At 41.3% G+C, this 19,941-nt stretch carries 15 protein-coding genes and 1 pseudogene; 3 read left to right on the top strand and 13 right to left on the bottom strand.

The genetic code is table 11. The features are described 5' to 3' along the window. Window positions 1-34: 34 nt before the first annotated feature. The 4 genes from hisD to ACXAEO_RS07855 all read right to left on the bottom strand — a co-directional run bounded on the left by hisD (window position 35) and on the right by ACXAEO_RS07855 (window position 4,509). Window positions 35-1,312, bottom strand: coding sequence for a histidinol dehydrogenase (hisD, locus tag ACXAEO_RS07870; protein WP_474879916.1), 1,278 nt, complete (start codon window positions 1,310-1,312; stop codon window positions 35-37). Window positions 1,313-1,629: 317 nt separating this feature from the next. After that, window positions 1,630-3,066 (bottom strand): alanine/glycine:cation symporter family protein, encoded by a 1,437-nt coding sequence (locus ACXAEO_RS07865; RefSeq protein ID WP_474884038.1) that lies wholly within the window; start codon window positions 3,064-3,066, stop codon window positions 1,630-1,632. 191 nt (window positions 3,067-3,257) lie between these two features. Continuing rightward, entirely contained in the window at window positions 3,258-3,716 is a 459-nt protein-coding gene (locus ACXAEO_RS07860; protein WP_474879915.1) for a hypothetical protein, read from the bottom strand. Window position 3,717: 1 nt separating this feature from the next. Beyond that, the gene (locus tag ACXAEO_RS07855; protein ID WP_474879914.1) at window positions 3,718-4,509 is read right to left on the bottom strand and encodes a hypothetical protein; all 792 of its coding nucleotides are present in this window, start codon (window positions 4,507-4,509) and stop codon (window positions 3,718-3,720) included. 285 nt (window positions 4,510-4,794) lie between these two features. On the opposite strand from ACXAEO_RS07855, the gene ACXAEO_RS07850 reads away from it, so the two are divergent. Then, the gene (locus ACXAEO_RS07850; RefSeq protein ID WP_474879913.1) at window positions 4,795-5,232 is read left to right on the top strand and encodes a DUF3888 domain-containing protein; all 438 of its coding nucleotides are present in this window, start codon (window positions 4,795-4,797) and stop codon (window positions 5,230-5,232) included. Between the two features lie 63 nt (window positions 5,233-5,295). Here ACXAEO_RS07850 and ACXAEO_RS07845 read toward each other — a convergent pair whose 3' ends face one another. Beyond that, window positions 5,296-5,853 (bottom strand): sugar O-acetyltransferase, encoded by a 558-nt coding sequence (locus tag ACXAEO_RS07845; RefSeq protein WP_474879912.1) that lies wholly within the window; start codon window positions 5,851-5,853, stop codon window positions 5,296-5,298. A gap of 220 nt (window positions 5,854-6,073) precedes the next feature. Here ACXAEO_RS07845 and ACXAEO_RS07840 point away from each other — a divergent pair, with 220 nt between their 5' ends. After that, the gene (locus tag ACXAEO_RS07840) at window positions 6,074-7,174 is read left to right on the top strand and encodes a GerAB/ArcD/ProY family transporter (RefSeq protein WP_474879911.1); all 1,101 of its coding nucleotides are present in this window, start codon (window positions 6,074-6,076) and stop codon (window positions 7,172-7,174) included. A gap of 160 nt (window positions 7,175-7,334) precedes the next feature. Here the strand turns inward: ACXAEO_RS07840 and ACXAEO_RS07835 are convergent, their stop codons facing one another. The 7 genes from ACXAEO_RS07835 to ACXAEO_RS07805 form a co-directional block, all read right to left on the bottom strand. Beyond that, window positions 7,335-8,528: a Ger(x)C family spore germination protein gene (locus ACXAEO_RS07835; RefSeq protein WP_474879910.1), complete on the bottom strand. Its 1,194-nt coding sequence runs from the start codon at window positions 8,526-8,528 to the stop codon at window positions 7,335-7,337. Then, window positions 8,525-10,084 (bottom strand): spore germination protein, encoded by a 1,560-nt coding sequence (locus ACXAEO_RS07830; protein WP_474879909.1) that lies wholly within the window; start codon window positions 10,082-10,084, stop codon window positions 8,525-8,527. Before ACXAEO_RS07830 ends, ACXAEO_RS07835 begins: the two co-directional genes overlap by 4 nt. 302 nt (window positions 10,085-10,386) lie before the next feature. Continuing rightward, on the bottom strand, window positions 10,387-11,847 hold the full coding sequence (locus tag ACXAEO_RS07825; RefSeq protein WP_474884036.1) for a CoA-acylating methylmalonate-semialdehyde dehydrogenase: 1,461 nt from the start codon (window positions 11,845-11,847) through the stop codon (window positions 10,387-10,389). A 46-nt stretch (window positions 11,848-11,893) separates the two neighbouring features. Then, window positions 11,894-13,096 (bottom strand): iron-containing alcohol dehydrogenase, encoded by a 1,203-nt coding sequence (locus tag ACXAEO_RS07820; protein WP_474879908.1) that lies wholly within the window; start codon window positions 13,094-13,096, stop codon window positions 11,894-11,896. Window positions 13,097-13,429: 333 nt separating this feature from the next. Beyond that, window positions 13,430-15,223: a sigma 54-interacting transcriptional regulator gene (locus tag ACXAEO_RS07815; protein ID WP_474879907.1), complete on the bottom strand. Its 1,794-nt coding sequence runs from the start codon at window positions 15,221-15,223 to the stop codon at window positions 13,430-13,432. Window positions 15,224-15,316: 93 nt separating this feature from the next. Continuing rightward, the gene (locus tag ACXAEO_RS07810; protein WP_474879906.1) at window positions 15,317-16,132 is read right to left on the bottom strand and encodes a uroporphyrinogen-III synthase; all 816 of its coding nucleotides are present in this window, start codon (window positions 16,130-16,132) and stop codon (window positions 15,317-15,319) included. A gap of 149 nt (window positions 16,133-16,281) precedes the next feature. Then, entirely contained in the window at window positions 16,282-17,295 is a 1,014-nt protein-coding gene (locus ACXAEO_RS07805; RefSeq protein ID WP_474884033.1) for an LLM class flavin-dependent oxidoreductase, read from the bottom strand. A 292-nt stretch (window positions 17,296-17,587) separates the two neighbouring features. On the opposite strand from ACXAEO_RS07805, the gene ACXAEO_RS07800 reads away from it, so the two are divergent. Continuing rightward, entirely contained in the window at window positions 17,588-18,844 is a 1,257-nt protein-coding gene (locus ACXAEO_RS07800) for an L-lactate MFS transporter (RefSeq protein WP_474879905.1), read from the top strand. Window positions 18,845-18,882: 38 nt separating this feature from the next. Here the strand turns inward: ACXAEO_RS07800 and ACXAEO_RS07795 are convergent. Further along, a pseudogene (locus ACXAEO_RS07795) lies at window positions 18,883-19,879 on the bottom strand (zinc-dependent alcohol dehydrogenase family protein). Window positions 19,880-19,941: the final 62 nt, after the last annotated feature.

The raw sequence follows: 19,941 nt of genomic DNA, 5'->3' as shown, positions 1-19,941 counted from the left end.
ATCATCGGGAGACAGACATCCCCCGATGACTTTATCATTTTTTCCCGTAACGGCGCACACGAAGCAGCGCTTGTTCCGCATGTCCTGCGAAGTTTTCAAGCTGGCAAAGTCGAGCCGCATATTCACCGATATAAGCGCTTGCTTCTTCTGTCACCTTTTGGTAGGTCACGGTTTTCAAGAACTTTCCAACCCAAAGTCCGCCTGTATAACGTGCGGCACCTTTTGTTGGGAGAGTGTGGTTTGTTCCAATTACTTTATCACCATACGCTACGTTTGTTTCTGGACCGAGGAACAAGCAGCCATAGTTTGTCATGTTGTTTAAGAAATAATCAGGGTCTTCCGTTAAAATTTCTACATGTTCGTACGCTAATTTATCTGCTTCGGCCAATGCTTCTTCTTTGCTGTCAACGAGGATAATCGTACCGTAATCTTCCCATGATACACGTGCTACATCTGCCGTTGGAAGCACTTGCAGCTGGCGTTCAATTTCCACTAATGTTTCCTCTGCCAGCTTTTCAGATGTTGTAATTAACGCACCTGGTGATGTTGGACCATGTTCCCCTTGACCTAAAAGATCTGTTGCAATCATTTCCGCATCTGCTGTTTCATCCGCTACAACTAACGTTTCCGTTGGGCCAGCAAACAAATCAATTCCGACACGACCGTACAATTGACGTTTCGCTTCTGCTACATAAGCATTACCAGGACCGACAAGCATATCCACTGCTTCAATCGTTTCCGTCCCAACAGCCATAGCAGCCATTGCTTGAATACCGCCAAGAATATAAATTTCATCGGCCCCAGCCATGTGCATCGCTGCAACGGTCGCTGCTGGAATTTCACCGCGGATTGGAGGTGTACAAGCGATAACACGCTTCACTCCTGCCACTTTTGCAGTAAGAACACTCATATGAGCAGATGCGACCATCGGATAACGACCACCGGGAATATAGCAGCCAACGCTGTTCACTGGGATATTTTTATGCCCAAGAATCACTCCTGGCAATGTTTCTACTTCAATGTCCTGCATCGATTTGCGCTGTTCTTCGGCAAACCGTCTCACATTGCTTTGAGCAAATTGAATGTCTTCAATTGTTTGCTCTGGCACTGTGCTGATAATCTCTTCAATTTGCTCTTGTGTCAGGCGGAATTGTTCCGGTGCCCATTTGTCAAACTGCTCGGATAGTTCTCTTACTGCCGCATCCCCTTCTTTTTCAATGCGGGCAATTGTCTGGCGTACAACCTCTGACACTTGCGCATCATTTTGTGCAATTTCTGCTTCTGTTTTTCCTTGTTTTAAAAATCTAGCCATTATTAATTCCCCCTTATAAATGTATGAATACGTATTCAAATATCTGAAAATAAAAACGACATTTCCATGTCATAAACGATAAAACAAAAATGAATACGTATGCAAATTTGTAAAATGAAAAAGAGATACTATAATCTCCTTCAACATAAAACATAAAAGGCTTACACAATCTGAATGTATAAATCAGATGTTGCCTTCCTTCTATTACTAGAATAGTAGAAGCATTTTCAATTGTCAAACATTTTTTTGAAAGGGTTTGCAAAAAAACCAAGCCAAAAGAAGCCCACCGCTCCTTTATTGACGCGATGGGCCTTTTCTTATGAAACGTGCTCCTGTTGTTTCTTGTCGTAGTCTCTTTCCCAAAAATCGGCGTTTTTAATGCCAAGCGCCTTCGGGTCAAATAGAGGATCAAGTCCCCGTTTTTTCTGATCTTCATAATCTTTTAATGTTGCTAATGCTGGCTTGGCGAGAATGACAATCGCAATAACATTCAGCCATACCATAATTCCTAAACCGACATCCCCTAACGCCCAAGCTAAGGAAGCGGTTTTAACTGATCCGTAAAATGTAGCCCCAAGTAAGACAAGCTTGACGACAAACATCGCTTTTTTCCCGCTTCGTCCTTGTGTTAGATAAGCAATATTTGTCTCGGCAATGTAATAGTAAGCCATGATTGTGGTAAAGGCGAAGAAAAACAACGCGACAGCGACAAAACCTGCTCCAAAACCTGGTATGACCGTTTCAATGGCTGCTTGTGTATAGCCAGGGCCAGGCTCTACTCCTTCTACATTTTGAACGATGAACGAACCGTCTGTTGCTTGTGTGTTGTACATACCTGTAAACAAAATCATAAACGCGGTTGCCGAACATACAAACAATGTATCAATATAAACGGAAAAAGCTTGAACTAACCCTTGTTTCGCCGGGTGGGACACTTCGGCCGCCGCTGCTGGATGAGGACCGGTTCCTTGCCCTGCTTCATTTGAGTAAATGCCGCGTTTGACTCCCCAAGAAATCGCCATCCCGATTAATCCGCCAAATGCTGAGTCTAACGCAAAAGCACTTTTAAAAATAAGGGCAAGTACGCCAGGAAGCTCTCCAATGTTCATTAATACAACGAGAACTGATACGAGGATATATCCAAGCGCCATAAAAGGAACAATAACTTGAGCGACACTGGCAATGCGTTTGACTCCGCCAAAAATGATAAATGCTAACAAACCAACAATAAGGGCACCTGTAATCATCGGATCAATTCCGAACGCATTTTCCATACCAGAAGCGATGGAATTTGATTGAATCCCAGGCATGAGGATGCTCATCGCAATTAAAGCTGCTACGGCAAAAAGAGCTGCAAACCATTTTGAACCCATTCCTTTTTCGATGTAATAAGCAGGGCCACCGCGGTATTGCCCATCTTGTTTCACTTTATAAATTTGCGCCAATGTGGATTCAATGAACGCACTGGATGCACCGATGAAGGCAATCATCCACATCCAAAAAACGGCCCCCGGTCCCCCGAACGCAATCGCCGTTGCCACCCCGGCAATATTCCCTGTTCCAACACGCCCCGATAACGCAATCGATAACGCCTGGAAAGAAGAAACGCCCGCTTCCGAGCTTTTTCCTTGAAACATGAGCTGAATCATATCTTTTAAAAGTCGAACTTGTAAAAAACGGGTTAAAATAGAAAAAATAAGACCTACCCCTAATAAAATATAAATAACCCACTTGCTCCACAACACTTCATTCATAGTTGCAATGACTTGTTCCAATCAAACTCCTCCTTTTGTTGTCTTTCCTGCTTCATTTTCATATTATCGTCGATGAACGCTCCTCTCACATTATCTTTGGCAGAGAAGCTGACAAAGTTTTCGAAGAAGTTTGATAATAGAGTTTCGTTTCAGCAGCTAAGGCAAAAGGATTCAGTAAGAATGTTACGTTCTTATTTTACTTTTGCTACTCCTAAGGCATAATGACTAAATAAAATATTCTCAACCATCTCTCCTTGGGAATCATCACAATCGACAATTACGATTATTTCAGAATGGGCCCCTTTTAACAGTCTGCGCTTTTTTTTAATAACTAGCTCTGTGAATAGGCGAATGGCCAAGCCAACTATAAACCCGACAAATGCCCCTATTAATCCCCAATAAATCGGTCCCCAAGCGAGCTTAAAACCTATACTAGCACCGATAACCGAAAATGCAGTCGCAAGGGCTGCTCCTATATCAATGAGAGAGGTACCGTCTGAACGATGGATATTATCAAAAACTTTCCTTTCCTCAGTACGATTATCAAGAGGAAGGATAAATATATTTTCTTTTTTTATACCCTTTTTCTGTAGAGTGGCAACGGCCATTTCCAGGAAAGCGGTATGTTCAAATGTTGAAAACAGCTGCATTTTATTTCTTCACCTTCGTCCCTTTTAACACTTTAAAAGATGGAGATTGATGATTTTTCTTAAAGAAACTTCGTTGTTCCATGTCATATAATTTATTGTTTTCAACCGTGTTCATATATGAATCGAAAACTGCAAAACCATATATAGAAGGAAAAAATAAGAGCCATTCAGGCTCTATAACAGACGTAGCCTTTTCTGTTTCTCCTAAAAACAACAGCGAAATAGCTTCGAGAGCATGAGAGTAATAAAAGAAGACAACCGTCCAGACAATAACAAAAAATGCTGTCACAATTCTATGTATATAGAGTTGGCCTAACCCAGGAACAAACATTGACCAAATGACAGCCATAACAGGATCTCTTTTATCTAAGTAATTAATTTCAAGTGCGCCTATGCTGAAGGAATTGAACCTGTGTTCCTCACGTTCTGCTAAAACAGAAAATTTATTCAAGTCTACAGTTGTACGATAACTATCCCAGATTCCGAATATATAGACTGGAATATAAATTAATAACCACCGTGTATCTAAAATCTCCTTTGTTTTCTCAATCTCTCCTTGAAATGAATAAATCATGGCCAAATTAACATTTGATTGGATATTAATGACTACTTCCCAAATGAATAAAACAAATCCGCGCAGATATTTGGATAAAAGGAGATGCCCAAATCCAGGAAAAGCAGCACTCCACCAAGCAATGATATACGGGTTTCTCAGATGAATTTGGGTTGTACCTAGAATACTGACGTGAGCTTTGTATCTTCTTGCTGTGTTGTCGTTACTATAATTGTTCATGATTTTTTCACCTTATGAATGTCTTTTTTATCATTTCTTACCTGATGACCCTTCTTTTATACAAATTTACACATTCGGCAAAATGAAAAAGCCGCCTAAATGGGCAGCTACATTTAGGCTTCTTATTTAACGTACCCGTTAGTTGAATTTTCTTTTTTGGAAATTTGACACAAAGAAAGCAATGTCATAATAAAAACAATCGAGATAATGAATAGTAAATCGACTCTCATGAAATCTTATGATACTGGAAACCATAAAGAAACTAAACCAATGAAGGTGAACACAATGAAAAAAGCGTTAATGACTCTAATCGTTTTATCTAACTTTATTCTCTGTTCTACTGTTTATCCAGCCAATTCATATTCTCCACCAAAAGGTTCAAAGGAAGAACTGTATCAAGATATCTTTATTAGCCTTCTCCTTCCTACAATTGACTTGAAAATCGAAGAGTTTTATAAGGATATATTAACGATTGATCCCACAGTATATCCCTATGACATTGTAGTAAGAGAAGTAACAAGAATAGGTGAGGGACGAACTTTTCAATTTTTAGTAACTCTACATGTACGCCCAGTAGTTGGCGCGCATAATGATGTAGGGCTTGATGAATTTGTATTCTATATTGATAGTAGTAAATTCAAACTAATGAGATTTACCCATTTAAAGACTGAAAAAAATCTCCCACCAAATTGGAAACATATTTTAAAGAATAACAAAAAATAAAAGCTGGATTTTATCATTCATTTTTGTTTTTCGTTCACATCACCCTCGAAATGGGCAGCTAATTTAATCTAACTTTTTTATCATTTTCGCAGGATTTCCTCCGACTACTACGTTATCGGGAACATCTTTTGTTACGACGGCTCCTGAAGCGATGACAGCATTATCTCCAATCGTAACACCTGGATTAATGACCGCTCGCCCTCCAATCCATACGTTATCACCAATTGTTACAGACTTTGTGTACTCAATTTCTGTAATTCGTTCTTCTGCATTTATCGGATGAGTATTTGTGTAAATATGTACACCTGGAGCCATCATACAGTTCTTCCCAATCGTAACTCGCCCTCCATCTAAAATGGTACAGTCAAAGTTGGCATAGAAATTCTCTCCTACATGAATGTTGTACCCATAGTCACAGCGAAAATTAGATTCAATATAGATTCGTTCTCCTGTTGAGCCAAATAGTTCTTTTAACAATGCTGTACGTTTTTCATAGTCTGTCTCATCTGTCAGATTGAACAAACGAACCAGTCTTCTTGACTTTTCTCTATCCCTTACTAGTTCTTGGTCTGCTGGAAAATAAAGATCACCATTCATCATTTTTTCTTTTTCAGTTTTCATTTATCTGTTCTCCCCTTTTTCGATGTTAACTTTATGCTTGAAATCTTTTACATTCTATCATGACAAAAACAATAAAGAATACACCTCTTTCTAATTTCAAGAGGCGTTCACCTATGTATAGATGCCCCTTAATCCATGGCTTGTTATGAAAATGACTTATGAACGAATCGTTAAATGGCTATACTGCTTGATAGATTAACTTTTAAAAAGGTTGCATACGATGATACGAATTACGAAAACTCAATTATTTTCACTCATGTTATTATATGAAATTGGCAGTACCACATTGTTTGCCTTAGGGATTGGCGCAAAGCAGGATGCTTGGATTGTCATCGCTATCGCTGCTGTTCTCAGTTTAGGTTTAGTTTGGGTTTATACGGAAATTCAAAAACGATATCCTAGTCAAAACTTAGTAGAAATTTTGCAAGATTTATTGGGAAAATGGCTTGCGCTTCCATTAATTCTCCTTTATGCTTTCTATTTTTATGTAGAGGCTAGCTTTAACTTTTATGAATTTGGAGAAATTGTTCGTACAACATTTTTAACGAATACACCACAAATCGTCATTTTAAGCGTATTTATGTTTACGATTATTTATATGATTGTATTAGGATTTGGAGTGGTTGCACGAACAGCTGAAATATTAATGCCTATCCTTATTATCTTTCTCCTCACAACTTATGTTTTAGCTATGATTTCAGGAGGGCTTGATGTTGAAGAGTTGTTTCCTATTGGAGGAAACGGCGTGAAACCTATTTTCAAAGAGGTGCTGCCTGTTATCAATTTTCCGTTTGGACAAACGCTCACCTTCCTTATGTATTGGCACTTTTTAGATAAACACGAGTCTGTTCGCAACATTTCATTTCTCGCCGTTGGCGTGACAGCCAGTTTACTTATTTTATCTACCTTTATCATGATCATGATGTTAGGCGCAGAACTTACTTCACAAACAGAAATTCCGTTGTTACGAGTTCTGTTTGATATTAATATTGCGAACTTCATTACAAATCTCGATATTATTGGGGTGGGCATGATTTTTATTGGAGGCTTTTATAAAACGCTTCTTAACTTTTATGGGGCTGTATTAGTAGTGACAACCTTATGTAAACAACGTAATCAAAAATGGATGACCATTGTAATGGGGATTGGTTTTATCGTATACGCAATGCTTTTTTTGCCAGATATCGCTTTCCATCGATGGATTGGAAACGAAGTGTACATGCCTTATGTTCACACTAATTTTCAAGCCCTCCCGATTTTTATTTTAGTACTTGCTTGGTTGAAAAGTAAAATGAAAAAGCCACATGAGAAACAAAGGTGAGGACCATGTTAAATATGCAAACATTATACGAAGCGGGGATTACGATGAGCATTCTTTATCTAGGAGGATTACTCTATCTTGTAATCCTCCTGTTACTCATTTTTTATTATGCGATTGTTTATCTCGTTAAACATGTTTTCGGTAAATGAAAAGGGAAATGTTACTCCGTTGACTTCAAAGGCTGTGTTAAAAGTTGTTGTGAGCCAATATGTGCTTTCACGTTCACATTGACTTCAGCATTGCGAAAGTAATCTTCCCATTCATCTTTTAATTCATTCCATTCCTTCGGATGTTTGCGATGCAATGTATTTCCAAATCCGAAAATATCTGTTTGTAATTCTTTTTGTGCAGTTTCAATGACGTTTTTCACTTCTTTTTCAACGAGCGTTTCCAGTTCTTTTTCTAGCTTCTTCAAGTAGTCAAACTGTTCTTTTCGACTCTTGAATTTTCCGGCTCCTTGCTCTTCAACGAGGAGACCGGATGTGTCAATATCGATACTAATAGAAACTTGTTTATTTTTTACTTTAGGCACGACTTTTGAACTTGCTTTTCTAATTTCAATCGAAACTAATTTTCCTTCTTCAAGTAAAGATGGAAGAGAAAGCACTCCATTTTTTACTCCCCCAATAATCCAGTTAAACCCTCTTGCCTCTCGTTCATTAAGAAATCCAATGAACTGATCTTCTTGAAATGCGGCACCGCCTGAAAGTTTTAGTTGGGGAGCTGCGTTTTCTACCGTTTCATCACTTGAAGGATTCGTTGGTTTGACGATTTTTAATACACCTGCAACAGGATGAATGCCGTTTTTAAGTGCTTGTTTATAATAATCATTCAATTGTAAAATAGTGGAATCGAAGTTGATGCTTTGGTTTTTAAGAATCCCTTCTAAATAATTGGCAGGCACTTGTTCCATTCCATCTGGTTTAAAATGAAGAATATCCCTCGCCTGCTGATCTTTTGCTATACAAAGCCATACATATCCCCTTGCTTCTCGTGCTCTCGTAATGCCATCAAGAATGGGCAATACGCCCTCTTTCGCTAGCTGTTCGCCAATAATCATGATTTTATTATGGGCGTAAAAATTTTGACGGTCGAACTGTTGATGAGCATTTCGAATCGCTTTGAAAACCGTATCGCCTGTTCCCGTCAAAATTTTAACAGGAGACTCTGCTCCTTGACCTTCCGGCTTGAATGAAGAGGGGTTTAGTACTTGCGCTGTAAAAATAATATCGCCTGTATCAACATCTCGATCTATTCCCATTGCGACAACAATTCCAACTTCTTTTATTTCCTTTTTATCCCAACATCCCGTTAACATTACTATACAGCAAATCATTAAAATAAAACGTTTCAATTTTCTTCACGCCCATCATGGTGCTTTGGTGTTTCCCAATGAATCGATTTCGGTCGCGCATTTAGTTTCCAAAGCGGCGCTCTTATTAATGTATCTTTCCATTCACGCCAAATAATGGGAGCATGTGGAGCTAAATAAGGCGATCCAAAAGAACGTAAGGAGCACATATGTGCAAGAACAATTAAAAAGCCGATTAAAACACCATATAACCCAAGCACACCTGCCAACAAGACAAAAAATAATCGGGAGATGACTACCGCGTCGTTTATAGCCGGAACGATAAAACCAGAAATTCCCGTTAATGCCATCGCAATAACCATTGGTGCACTAACAAATCCTGCTTGAACCGCTCCTTCGCCGATAATTAAAGCACCAACAATCGAAATCGCTGATCCAACTGGTCTTGGCAAACGAACGCCTGCTTCCCTTAATATTTCAAAAGCGGTGCCAATTAATAACGTCTCAAGCAAAATGGGGAAAGGGATCGCTTCTTCAGACTCTGCCATTGTTGATAACAAAACTGTTGGAATCATTGCATGATGGTACGTTGTCAGTGCGACATAAAGCGCTGGTGTCGTAACGGTAAGAAATAAAGCTAAAAGCCTCATTAACCTAATGAGCGATGCAAAATAAGGACGAGAATAATAATCTTCACTTACTTGTAAATTCTCAACAAACAAGTGTGGAATCGTTAATACAAATGGCGTACCATCACATAAAATAGCGACTCTTCCTTCTAATAATTTTGCCGCAACAATGTCGGGCTTTTCGCTGTTCCCTACTGTCGGAAAAATGGAATGAGGATGATCTTCAATCATTTGTTCGAGATAGCCGGATTCTAAAATGGAATCAAGGTCGATGTGTTGCAACCTCGTTTTCACTTCATCAACAAGCGTTTCGTCCGCGATGCCAGCGATGTAAGCGACCCGAACCTTTGTGGATGTTTGTTTTCCAATTATGAGTTTTTCAAAGATTAAATTCGCATTAATAATTTTTCTTCGAATTAATCCAGTATTCACTTCAATGTTTTCCGTAAAGCCTTCCCTCGGTCCTCTTACGACCGATTCTGTATCAGGTTCTGTAACATTTCGGGAGGCAAAGCCTTGTGCTTCAATTGTTAACACTTTGTCATATCCATCGATAAATAGCGCGGCTTGCCCTGATAAAATATTTGTTAACACATCGTCTATTGATGAAACCTCTGACATACTGCCGGCATCAAGCACATGCTCTTTCAACACTTGGAGCACGCTCTCATGGGAAGTAAATTGACTAAGGTTTGTCCTGAATAAAGGCTTTATCATATACTCGTTAATATACTCTCTGTTTGAAAGTGTGGACATGTAGCAAAGAAACACTTTGATTGGCTTGTCAATAACCGTTTCATATTCTCTAAACACAACATCCGTGTTTTTTTCAAGCCGCTCTTTTAGTAACGCAATATTTGCTTCAATGTTTTTCTCAATTGAATCATGCGCGTGATTGAATCCTACTTTTTGTCGGGTGCCAGCTTTTTTAGCTGCGGTTTTCTTGAAAAAGCGAAAGGGTTTGACCACTTTGACCACCTTCTAAAGCTAGTTTTCCTTGTAGTGTTTGTAAGAAATAGCGATTTTAACAAAAAAGGCAATTCATTTTCTTAGAAAAGGTGCGGCACATAAAAAAGGGATTCGGAATGCGTTCATTCCAAATCCCTTTTTGCTTTTTGATTGAATGTGAAGCGATTAAATATCTTTGCCCTCAAAGGTTCACCTAAGCGGATGACACCAACCCCGCAAGGGGAGTGTCATCCGCTTAGGTCTATGAAATTTGGCATGACCGCTCTTTGGTCATATCAAATTTCATAGATCGATTTATAGAGTTAATAGCGGGCTGTCACCATTTTTTTGCGTGTATAAAACTCTACTCCATCACGTCCATTTGCATGAAGGTCCCCGTAGAATGAGCTTTTATAACCTGAGAACGGGAAGAAAGCCATCGGTGCAGGAACGCCAAGGTTAATGCCGAGCATGCCTGCGTCAATATCCTCACGGAACTGGCGAACGGCTTTGGCGCTGTCTGTATATAAGCATGCCCCGTTTGCAAATTCTGACTGATTGACGATGTCAATCGCTTCTTCTAAGCTTTCCGCACGGACAATTGACAGAACAGGTGCAAAGATTTCATCTTGCCAAATTGTCATACCTGGTTTTACTTTGTCAAAAATAGTTGGTCCGACAAAATAGCCACTGCCATTTGTTGCTGCATCGTTACGGCCGTCGCGGACAAGAACCGCTCCTTCTTTCTCTCCAACTTCAATGTATTTTATTGTGCGTTCTTTATGGGAATCACGGATTACCGGCCCGAGGAACACACCCTCATCTAAACCATTGCCGATTTTAATGTCCTCTGCCGCTTTTTGTAACCGTGCGACGACTTCTTCTCCAATATCCCCAACGGTTACGACAACAGCACAAGCCATGCAGCGCTCACCGGCCGAACCGAAAGCGGCATTAATAATGTTGGAAATCGTATTATCTAAATCAGCATCTGGCATGACGATCGAGTGATTTTTGGCCCCAGCTAATGCTTGGACACGCTTCCCGTTAGCCGCTCCTGTTTTATAAACATATTCGGCAACAGGCTGAGAACCGACAAACGATACAGCTTTAATGTCGCGATGCTCTAAAATTCCATTCACGACATCGTGCGCACCGTGAACGATGTTTAAGACGCCATTTGGTAAGCCTGCTTCCGTGAATAATTCGGCGAGGCGGTTGGCCAATAATGGTGTACGCTCAGACGGTTTTAAAATGAACGTATTGCCGCATGCAATTGCAAGCGGGAACATCCAGCATGGAACCATCATCGGGAAATTAAACGGTGTAATGCCTCCGACAACCCCAATTGGGTAGCGATACATCCCAGACTCCACGCCTGTTGCAATGTCTGGAAGCTGACTGCCCATCATCAACGTTGGCGCACCGGCAGCAAACTCCACACACTCGATTCCACGTTGTACCTCTCCATAAGCTTCTTCATAACTTTTCCCATTTTCTAATGTGACAAGCTTCGCTAGTTCATCCCAATTTTCAATAAGAAGTTGTTGATAGCGGAATAAAATACGCGCACGACGAGGCACAGCCGTTTTGCTCCACGTTTTATAAGCTTCTTTCGCGACTTCTGCCGCATCATCTAAATCTTGGCGGTTGGAAATCGGAACATATGCTAGCGCTTCACCTGTCGCTGGATTTGGAACGACTTCTGTTTTTCCAGATGCTGATTCAATCCATTTTCCACCAATAAAGTTTTTTAACATTTGAACTTTTGCTTCTGTTGTCATCATTCATTTCCCCTTTCAATGTTAGAAAAATATAAGATTAGTAGTCTCAGTTTGTCGATGAAGCTTCTGCTTTTTCGCTAAAGGTGTATTCATAGCACGCTCGATAAAGCTGAACAATTTCCTCATGAGTCGGAACCCGTGGGTTATTTCCAGGACTTCCGCTTGCCAGTGCATCCTTAGCCATCTTTGGCAGCACATTTTCAAATGATTCTCTGTCAATTCCCCACGTTTTCATGTTTGGGATTTTTAAATGTAAGCATAATCTTTTTATGTCAGATACAGTTGCTTCGACTACTTCCTTATCCGAAAGCGCTGTTAGACCTGGGTTTATTAAACGGCCAATCACCGCTAAGCGCTCCTCTGCTTGCTCTTTTGTAAACTCGAGCACCGCCGGAAGAAGCATTGCATTGGATACACCGTGCGGCACATGGAACATGGCTCCAACTGGTCGGGACATGCCGTGCACTAACGTAACAGAAGCGTTAGAAAAGGCCATGCCCGCTAACATTGAACCTAGGGCCATATGATCTCTTGCCTCCATGTTCTTGCCATCTTCATACGCCGTTCGGATGTTGTCCACAATGAGTTTAATCGCTTTTAAAGCTAATGTGTCTGTCACAGGTTGTGCACGCTTTGAAATGAACGCTTCAATCGCATGGCATAAAGCATCGACACCTGTAGCAGCGGTCACAGACGGCGGGCAAGAAAGGGTTAGCACCGGATCTACAATCGCTGCTGAAGGCATCAACTCAGGCTGTTTGAGCATCATCTTAATGTCATGTACGCTATCGGTAATCACAGTTACCGCTGTTACTTCAGACCCCGTTCCAGCTGTAGTAGGAACCGCAACAAACGGCAGAGGTTTTTGATTGAAAGGTTTTTTACCGCCATAATAGTCTCGAATATAGCCGCCATTTGTTACGAGAACCGCGACGGCTTTAGCCGTATCAATGCAGCTTCCCCCACCGACTGCAATGACAACATCGCAATGCTCTTCCTGACAAATGGCAAGTGCTTCATTTACATGAATATCTGTCGGTTCAGAATCAACACCTAAGTATGTCGCATAAGGAATCTCTTTTTCTTGCAAATACTTTTCACACAACGCTACATTTCCGATTTGCGCCATAATCGGATCACTAATAATAAGTACCTTTTTTCCTAACTCTTTTGCTAACTTCCCTATTTCAGCAAAAGAATCCTTCCCGTACAAAATATTATTTGGCATAAGTAATTGATGAAAACTCATTTTGAACATCCCCCTTTGCTCATACGCTTATTTCATTCCCCTCGCCTATTTACTATTGCAAGTCTCATGCCAACCCTACACCTGTAAGCGATTCCAATCTTTTCAACTTTTTCCCCCTTAAAAAGTGTCGGATGAACCAACATTCACCCGACGCTTTTATACACTTTTTGTACAAATACTAGACATATCACTTCTCTATATTTCAATTGATAACTGGATATAGATTTCTAAATCTGTATAATCATTAAGTTTTTAACATTGATTTGGCTGTAATGCCTCTTTAAGATTTTGGGATTCTGTATTTTGAATAAGCGTTCAATTCTTTATATGGATTTATACTAATTTATATTTGTTCATTTTTTCGTAGAGAGTAGAGCGATGAATCCCTAATTTTCGGGCCACAGCTGCTTTATTTCCGCGCTCCTCAATGAGCGCTCTTTGAATGGCCATTTTTTCTTCATGAGCAATTACATCTCTCCAATGACTTTGGTCCTTCTGTTCTACCTTCTTGTCATGCTCTTTTTTATCCAACGCTGTTTGCGGTCCTTTATCCTCTAAGAATACGTCTGGCAAATGCCCCCTCTTTATAACGGGACCATCTACAAGGCCCATAAGCATTTCCAATGTGTTAACAAGCTCCCTTATGTTGCCTGGCCATGAATAGTTCATAAAAGCATCCATCGCTTCTTTTGAAAACTCTTTTTTTTCAACTTGAAATTTCCGGCAAATTTTTTCCATATGATAAGAGGTTAAATAAGGAATATCGCTCTTTCTTTCCCGCAAAGAAGGAATGTGAATGCGGATAATATTCAATCTAAAAAAGAGGTCTTCTCTAAATTGGCCGTTTTTGACCATTTTTTCTAAATCTTTATTTGTCGCAGCAATAATTCGGACGTCAACGGCTGTTGTCTTTAAGCCGCCTACTCGCTCGACAACTCTCTCTTCTAGCACTCTTAAAATTTTCGCCTGCATATAAAGGGGCATATCCCCGATTTCATCTAAAAACAATGTTCCGTGATGTGCCAACTCCACTTTGCCCATTTTCCCGCCTTTTTTAGCTCCGGTAAAAGACCCTTCTTCATACCCGAATAATTCCGCTTCTAATAAGTGCTCTGGAATGGCGGCACAGTTGACACTGACAAAATTTCCGTTGTTGTAAAGGCTCGCGCCGTGAATTGATTTTGAAAACACTTCTTTTCCTGTTCCGCTCTCGCCTGTAATTAAAACGGTGCTTGGTACCCTCGATGCTTTCGAGGCCAATCGTTTAATTTTTAATATTTCAGGGCTCCTCCCTATAATGCCGTCAAATGTAAATTCACTGACACGCGGAGAGGTTTCGGGCAGATAACGTTTCTTATCTACTGTTCGAGACATATCTTGAACTCGATTTAAGATATGGTACAGTTCCGAAACGCCTTGAAAAATAAGCATGCCAATCGCCCCTACCACTTTGCCGTCTCGCCAAATCGGAATACGATGAACAATCATGTTTTGCCCCATTATGTTTTGAATAGACCCTCTTTCCGGAATGCCGGTTTCGACTGTGACATGTAATTTCGTATTTTCAATGATTTCTGTTACATGTTTTCCAATTGCTTCTTCTCTTGTCACGCCGATAAACTGGCTGTACGCTTTATTAAAATCACGAATGATACCTTTTGAATCAATGACCGCGACTCCTTCGTATGCAGTGTCCAATACAATTTTTAATGTTTCCAGCATATGATTGGCTTCTTCGCTCGCTTTCTTGACTTCCTTTAACTCATAAGTTAACGCTTTCATTTTTTGCTCGTTTGTGACGATTCCTAACAGTCTTTGCTCGTTGTCAATGACAGGCAAAAATCCATATGGAAAATCCATCGGCACCTCTTCAATCGCTGTATCTTCTTGAATGCTCACCCAGTCTTTCTTCATGATCGTCGCGATGTTTGTTTGCCATGATACCTCGTGAATAAGGGCATCAATGACGTCATCTTTAGAAACCATCCCTTTTAGCTGATGTGAAGAGCTCACAACAGGTAAAGCATGGAACGAACTACTTGAAAGCCGTGATAGTACTTTTTGTAACGTTTCATTTTCATAGATGATAGAAGAAGCTTCCGACATCCAATCTTTTACGAATGACATTCTCTTATCCCCCTTACTGCTTGTATGAAAAAAGCACCCGGATGGATGCTTTTTTCATGTTGATGGTATGTATATGGACAAAAAAGGAACGGATTACTCCCCTATTGCTTCATAATATTTTCCTAGTTCAATAATCATGGCGCCCATTCGCTCTCGTTCTGGAACGACGAGACGCTCTACCCCTTCTTCCTCAAGCGCTTCGGCCGTTACTTTTCCGACAGCGGTTGCTACCGCTCTGCCTTTAAATGCCTGAAGCAGTTCCGTAACTACGTTTCGCTCGCGGGCAAAGTTAAAAAGAGAACGTACTTGGATAGCCGTTGTAAAGCACACAGCATCGACTTCTTCGTTTAGCAGTTCTTCCCATAACGTCTCAACTGCTTCTCGTTCTGGGGCGATATGCTGGTAAGGAAGGAGCGGTAATACAGATGCCCCTTGGTCTTCTAAAAATGTTAATAACGACGGGGCATTTTCGCCGTGAAGCTGCACCATGACGCGCTTTCCAGAAAAATCATACCCGTCAAGCGCACGGACAAGCCCTTTTGTTGTGCCATCTTCATCGACCGCAACGGGTTTAATGCCCATTTTTTTAAGGACGGCAAATGTTTTATAGCCGCGCGAAGCAACGTTTGCCTGACGGAGAGTCTGTAAAAATCGCTCCTCCATTCCCGCTTTTTTGGCTAAGTCCAGCAACGTTTCCGTTCCGATACCTGTCGTTAAAAGCACCCAGTCTGCTCCTTCTTCGACAAAACGCCGTAAATCTGGCTCCACTTCCTCTGCCGCTAAAAAGACGGTTCCTTGTAAAGAACGAACAGCCGGAAGTCCTCCTTGCTTTTCAATTAAAATGCTCATTTCATCTGTTTTGCGTGAAGCGGCAAGGACAATTCGCTTCCCTTCTAATGCTTTTCCCATTGGATTCCCTCTTTCTAACTCAAATTAATACTGGATGAACAAGTCACCTCATGTCATTCAGGCCATTGTTCCTTGAATTGTTAAAATTATCATACTATGAGAAGAGGATGATTTATGTCTATTTTTGTCGAAAGAGAAACCTATTTTATTTACATTTTTTTCGTTCCTAGTCCTAGTTCTTCTGCAAGAAGTCGATATGATTGAATTCGATCGCCAAAACGGTGGGTAATGGTGACAAGCATCATTTCATCTGCGCCGTACAATGTTTGCAATTCCATTAGCCTTTGTTTTACTTCTTTCGGGCTGCCGATGACTATTTTTTTCCGCATTGATGCCGACCGCTCTTTCTCTTCGTTGTCTCTAAAATATGTTTTCGCTTCTTCGATGGAAGGAACGCCCTTCCCCCCGTCACCTTTTTCCTGCTGGATGTTCCATAAAAACAGACTTAAAGCGATTTCCTCCGCTTTTTCCGTTGTTTCAGCACATATAACTGAAACAGCGACAATCGTTTCTGGCTTTGTATGCTTCTTCCTTTGCTTAAAGTGTTGCAGATAGTGCTGCATAATCTCTGGCCCATTCTTCTCACTCATAAAGTGGCCAAAAGCATAGGCAACCCCATTTTCCGCTGCCAGCTTCGCACTTTTTTCGCTTGTCCCAAGAACCCAAGGCTGTGGCGGGATGGATGGAACCGGGGCTGCCTGAAGATTTTGATAGGGGTGGTCCGCAGGAAAATCGTTATACAAGAAATGAAGGAGCTCTGTAAACGATTCAGGCATTTTCCATACTTGCTGTAAAAAGTTGTCTGAAAGAGCTGTTGTCGCCTCAGATGAACCACCTGGCGCTCTGCCAATTCCTACATCCATCCGGCTTGGAAACAAAGTGGCAAGCATGTTATACGTTTCAGCCACTTTGTACGGCTTATAATGTGGAAGCAGCACCGCCCCCGAACCGATTCGGATGGTTTTCGTTTGCGCACCGATGTAGCCAAGCATCACTTCAGGGGTGGAACAAGAGAGACCGGAAAAATCATGATGTTCAGCAATCCAATACCGAGCATACCCAAGCTCTTCACCGATTTGCGCAAGCTGGAGTGATTCCTGAAGAGCTTCCCCCGCTGTTTTCCCTGAAGACATCGGAGATTGATCTAAAATGCTGACTTTTATCACAAGATTTCTCCTTTCTTGTCCGTTTTGAGTTGATAGTTATGAACACGTGGTTATCTTTTCATCATATAACAGTTTCATCACTAATGAAAAAATTATGTTTAATTATCCATAAACAGGCAGGAAATCTTCGCGAATGGATGAATGTTTTACTATAACCACTATTAAAAATAAATTTTTAAAATAGTTTGATAGTTTTGACTATTTTAAAAATAAATTGTAAAATTTATGTAAGTCATCCAGTTAAATACATTTGAATGCACCATTTATTTTTTTACAAGGGGGAAGTAACATGGGAGAGAGTAAAAACAGATGGTTCATTGCTTTATCTGCGATTGCGATTCATCTTTCGATTGGCGGTGCGTACGCTTACAGTGTATATAAAAAACCGCTAGTTGAAACAATGGGGTGGTCTTTGACTGATGTAACGTTAGCTTTCACGATTATGATGGCGCTTGCAGGATCGTCTGCGGCCATATTTGGAAAATTCGTTGAACGAAACGGCCCAAGAAAATCGGCGATTGTTGCTGCTGTTTTGTTTGGATTAGGACAAGCTGGCTCTGGATTATCTGTCGCCATGGACTCCGTAGTACTATTTTGGCTTACATACGGGTTACTTAGCGGTCTCGGTCTTGGAATCGGTTACATTTCGCCTGTTTCTACACTTGTGAAATGGTTTCCAGATCGCCGCGGTTTAGCTACGGGGATGGCCGTGCTTGGCTTCGGAACAGGAGCGCTCATTACAGCACCTGTTGCGGCAGCACTTATGGAGGCCATCAGCATTCCAACGACCTTCTATCTATTAGGCGCAGCTTATTTTCTGTTCATGATTCTTGGCGCTTCTTACATCGCCCCACCGAAAGAGGGCTGGATGCCAGATGGAATGAAAAAAGACATCGCAACAGGCAAGAAGGAATTAAAAGAAGATTTGGCACAGCTGACAGCAAAAGAAGCGGTCAGAACAAGACATTTTTGGATGCTTTGGACGATGATGCTTATTAATACAAGTGCGGGGATTATGATGATTTCAGTCGCTTCTCCGATGGCGCAGGAAGTAGTCGGGTTATCGGCCGCTGCGGCCGCTGCGATGGTCGGTATCATGGGCATTTTTAATGGTGGAGGCCGACTTGGCTGGGCAGCTGCTTCTGACTATATTGGCCGCCCTACCGTTTTCATCATTTTCTTTATCATTCAAACAGCTGCGTTCTTTCTACTTCCAAGTGTCACCAATGCGCTTTTATTCCAAGTGCTGATTTTACTTGTAGTAAGCTGTTACGGCGGAGGGTTCTCCAACTTACCAGCCTTCATTGGTGATTTATTCGGAACGAAGCAGCTCGGGGCGATTCACGGTTATTTGTTAACAACATGGTCTTTAGGCGGTGTGTTCGGTCCGATGCTCGTTACACAAATTAAAGAAACGACAGGCAGCTACATTCCGGTTTTCTATGTGTTTAACGCACTCATTGTATTTGCCTTCATTTTATCCATTCTGCTTCGTCTTGACATTAAAAAAGCGAAACAAAAACGACAACAGCAAGGCGTTGCCTAATAAAACAATCGGCATGGTATAGCACCATGCCGATTGTTTTATTCCCACGTATTGCGAAGCACAATTTTTCCGACCGCTTTTCCCGATTGTAAATATTCATGGGCTTGTGCGGCTTCCTCAAATGTAAATACACGCGGATCGATTAGTGGGCGCAGCTTTCCTGCTTCCGCCACTTCAGCGACTTTCTTTAAAATGTCTCCATGATGGTGTCGCTTCTTTTCATTAATAATTTTCAGCAGCATGAACACAACATGGAACGAAAGTCCTTTCGCATGGAGCGGTGAAAGATCATGCGTTGAACGGGCGGCAATGGCTACAACTGTGCCATCGACTGCGGCTGCTTCAAAAGAACGGTCTAAATTTTCTCCGCCGACTGTGTCAAATACAATATCAAACCCGTTTCCGTCCGTATATGTTTGGACGTAATCTGGAACAGATTCTGTTCGGTAATTAATCGCAACATCTGCTCCTAAACGTTTCGCTATGGCGAGCTTGTCCTCCGAAGAAGCGGTCGTATAGACATGTGCTCCAGCCCATTTCGCCAGCTGAATCGCTACATGCCCGACACCGCCAGTCGCGGCGTGAACGAGAATATGTTGGTCAGCTTGAATATTGGCACGGTCAAATAGCGCTTCCCATGCAGTAATGGAAACGAGCGGCAACAGCAGCTTCTTCCATCGTTAAGTTTTTCGGCTTATGTGCAAGCAAGCGCGCATCGGCCAGCATCCACTCTGCTAACGCGCCACCGGTTCCTTTAAAACCGCCCGCACAGCCAAATACTTCATCCCCTACTTGAAATGTGGTCACACCTTCCCCTACTTCTACAACGACTCCTGCTACATCCCCGTGCAACACGGCTGGAAGCTCTGGCGCGACTCCTGGAACGGCTCCACTTCGAACTTTCGTATCAATCGGATTGACACTTGTTGCCTTCACATGAATTAACACATGTCCAGGCAAAACGTCTGGTTTGGTGATTTCCTCTACTTGAAACATCGATGGGTCTCCAAAAGACCGAATGATTTGTGCTTTCATTTTTTTCACTCCTTCCCCTCTTATTTTACTGAAAATTTTAATGATTTCCACCAAAATACTCT

Source organism: Bacillus sp. ABA4_010 (assembly GCF_056159105.1).
The sequence above is the reverse complement of the archived record's forward strand: the minus strand, read 5'-3'. Positions and strand labels throughout refer to the sequence as shown.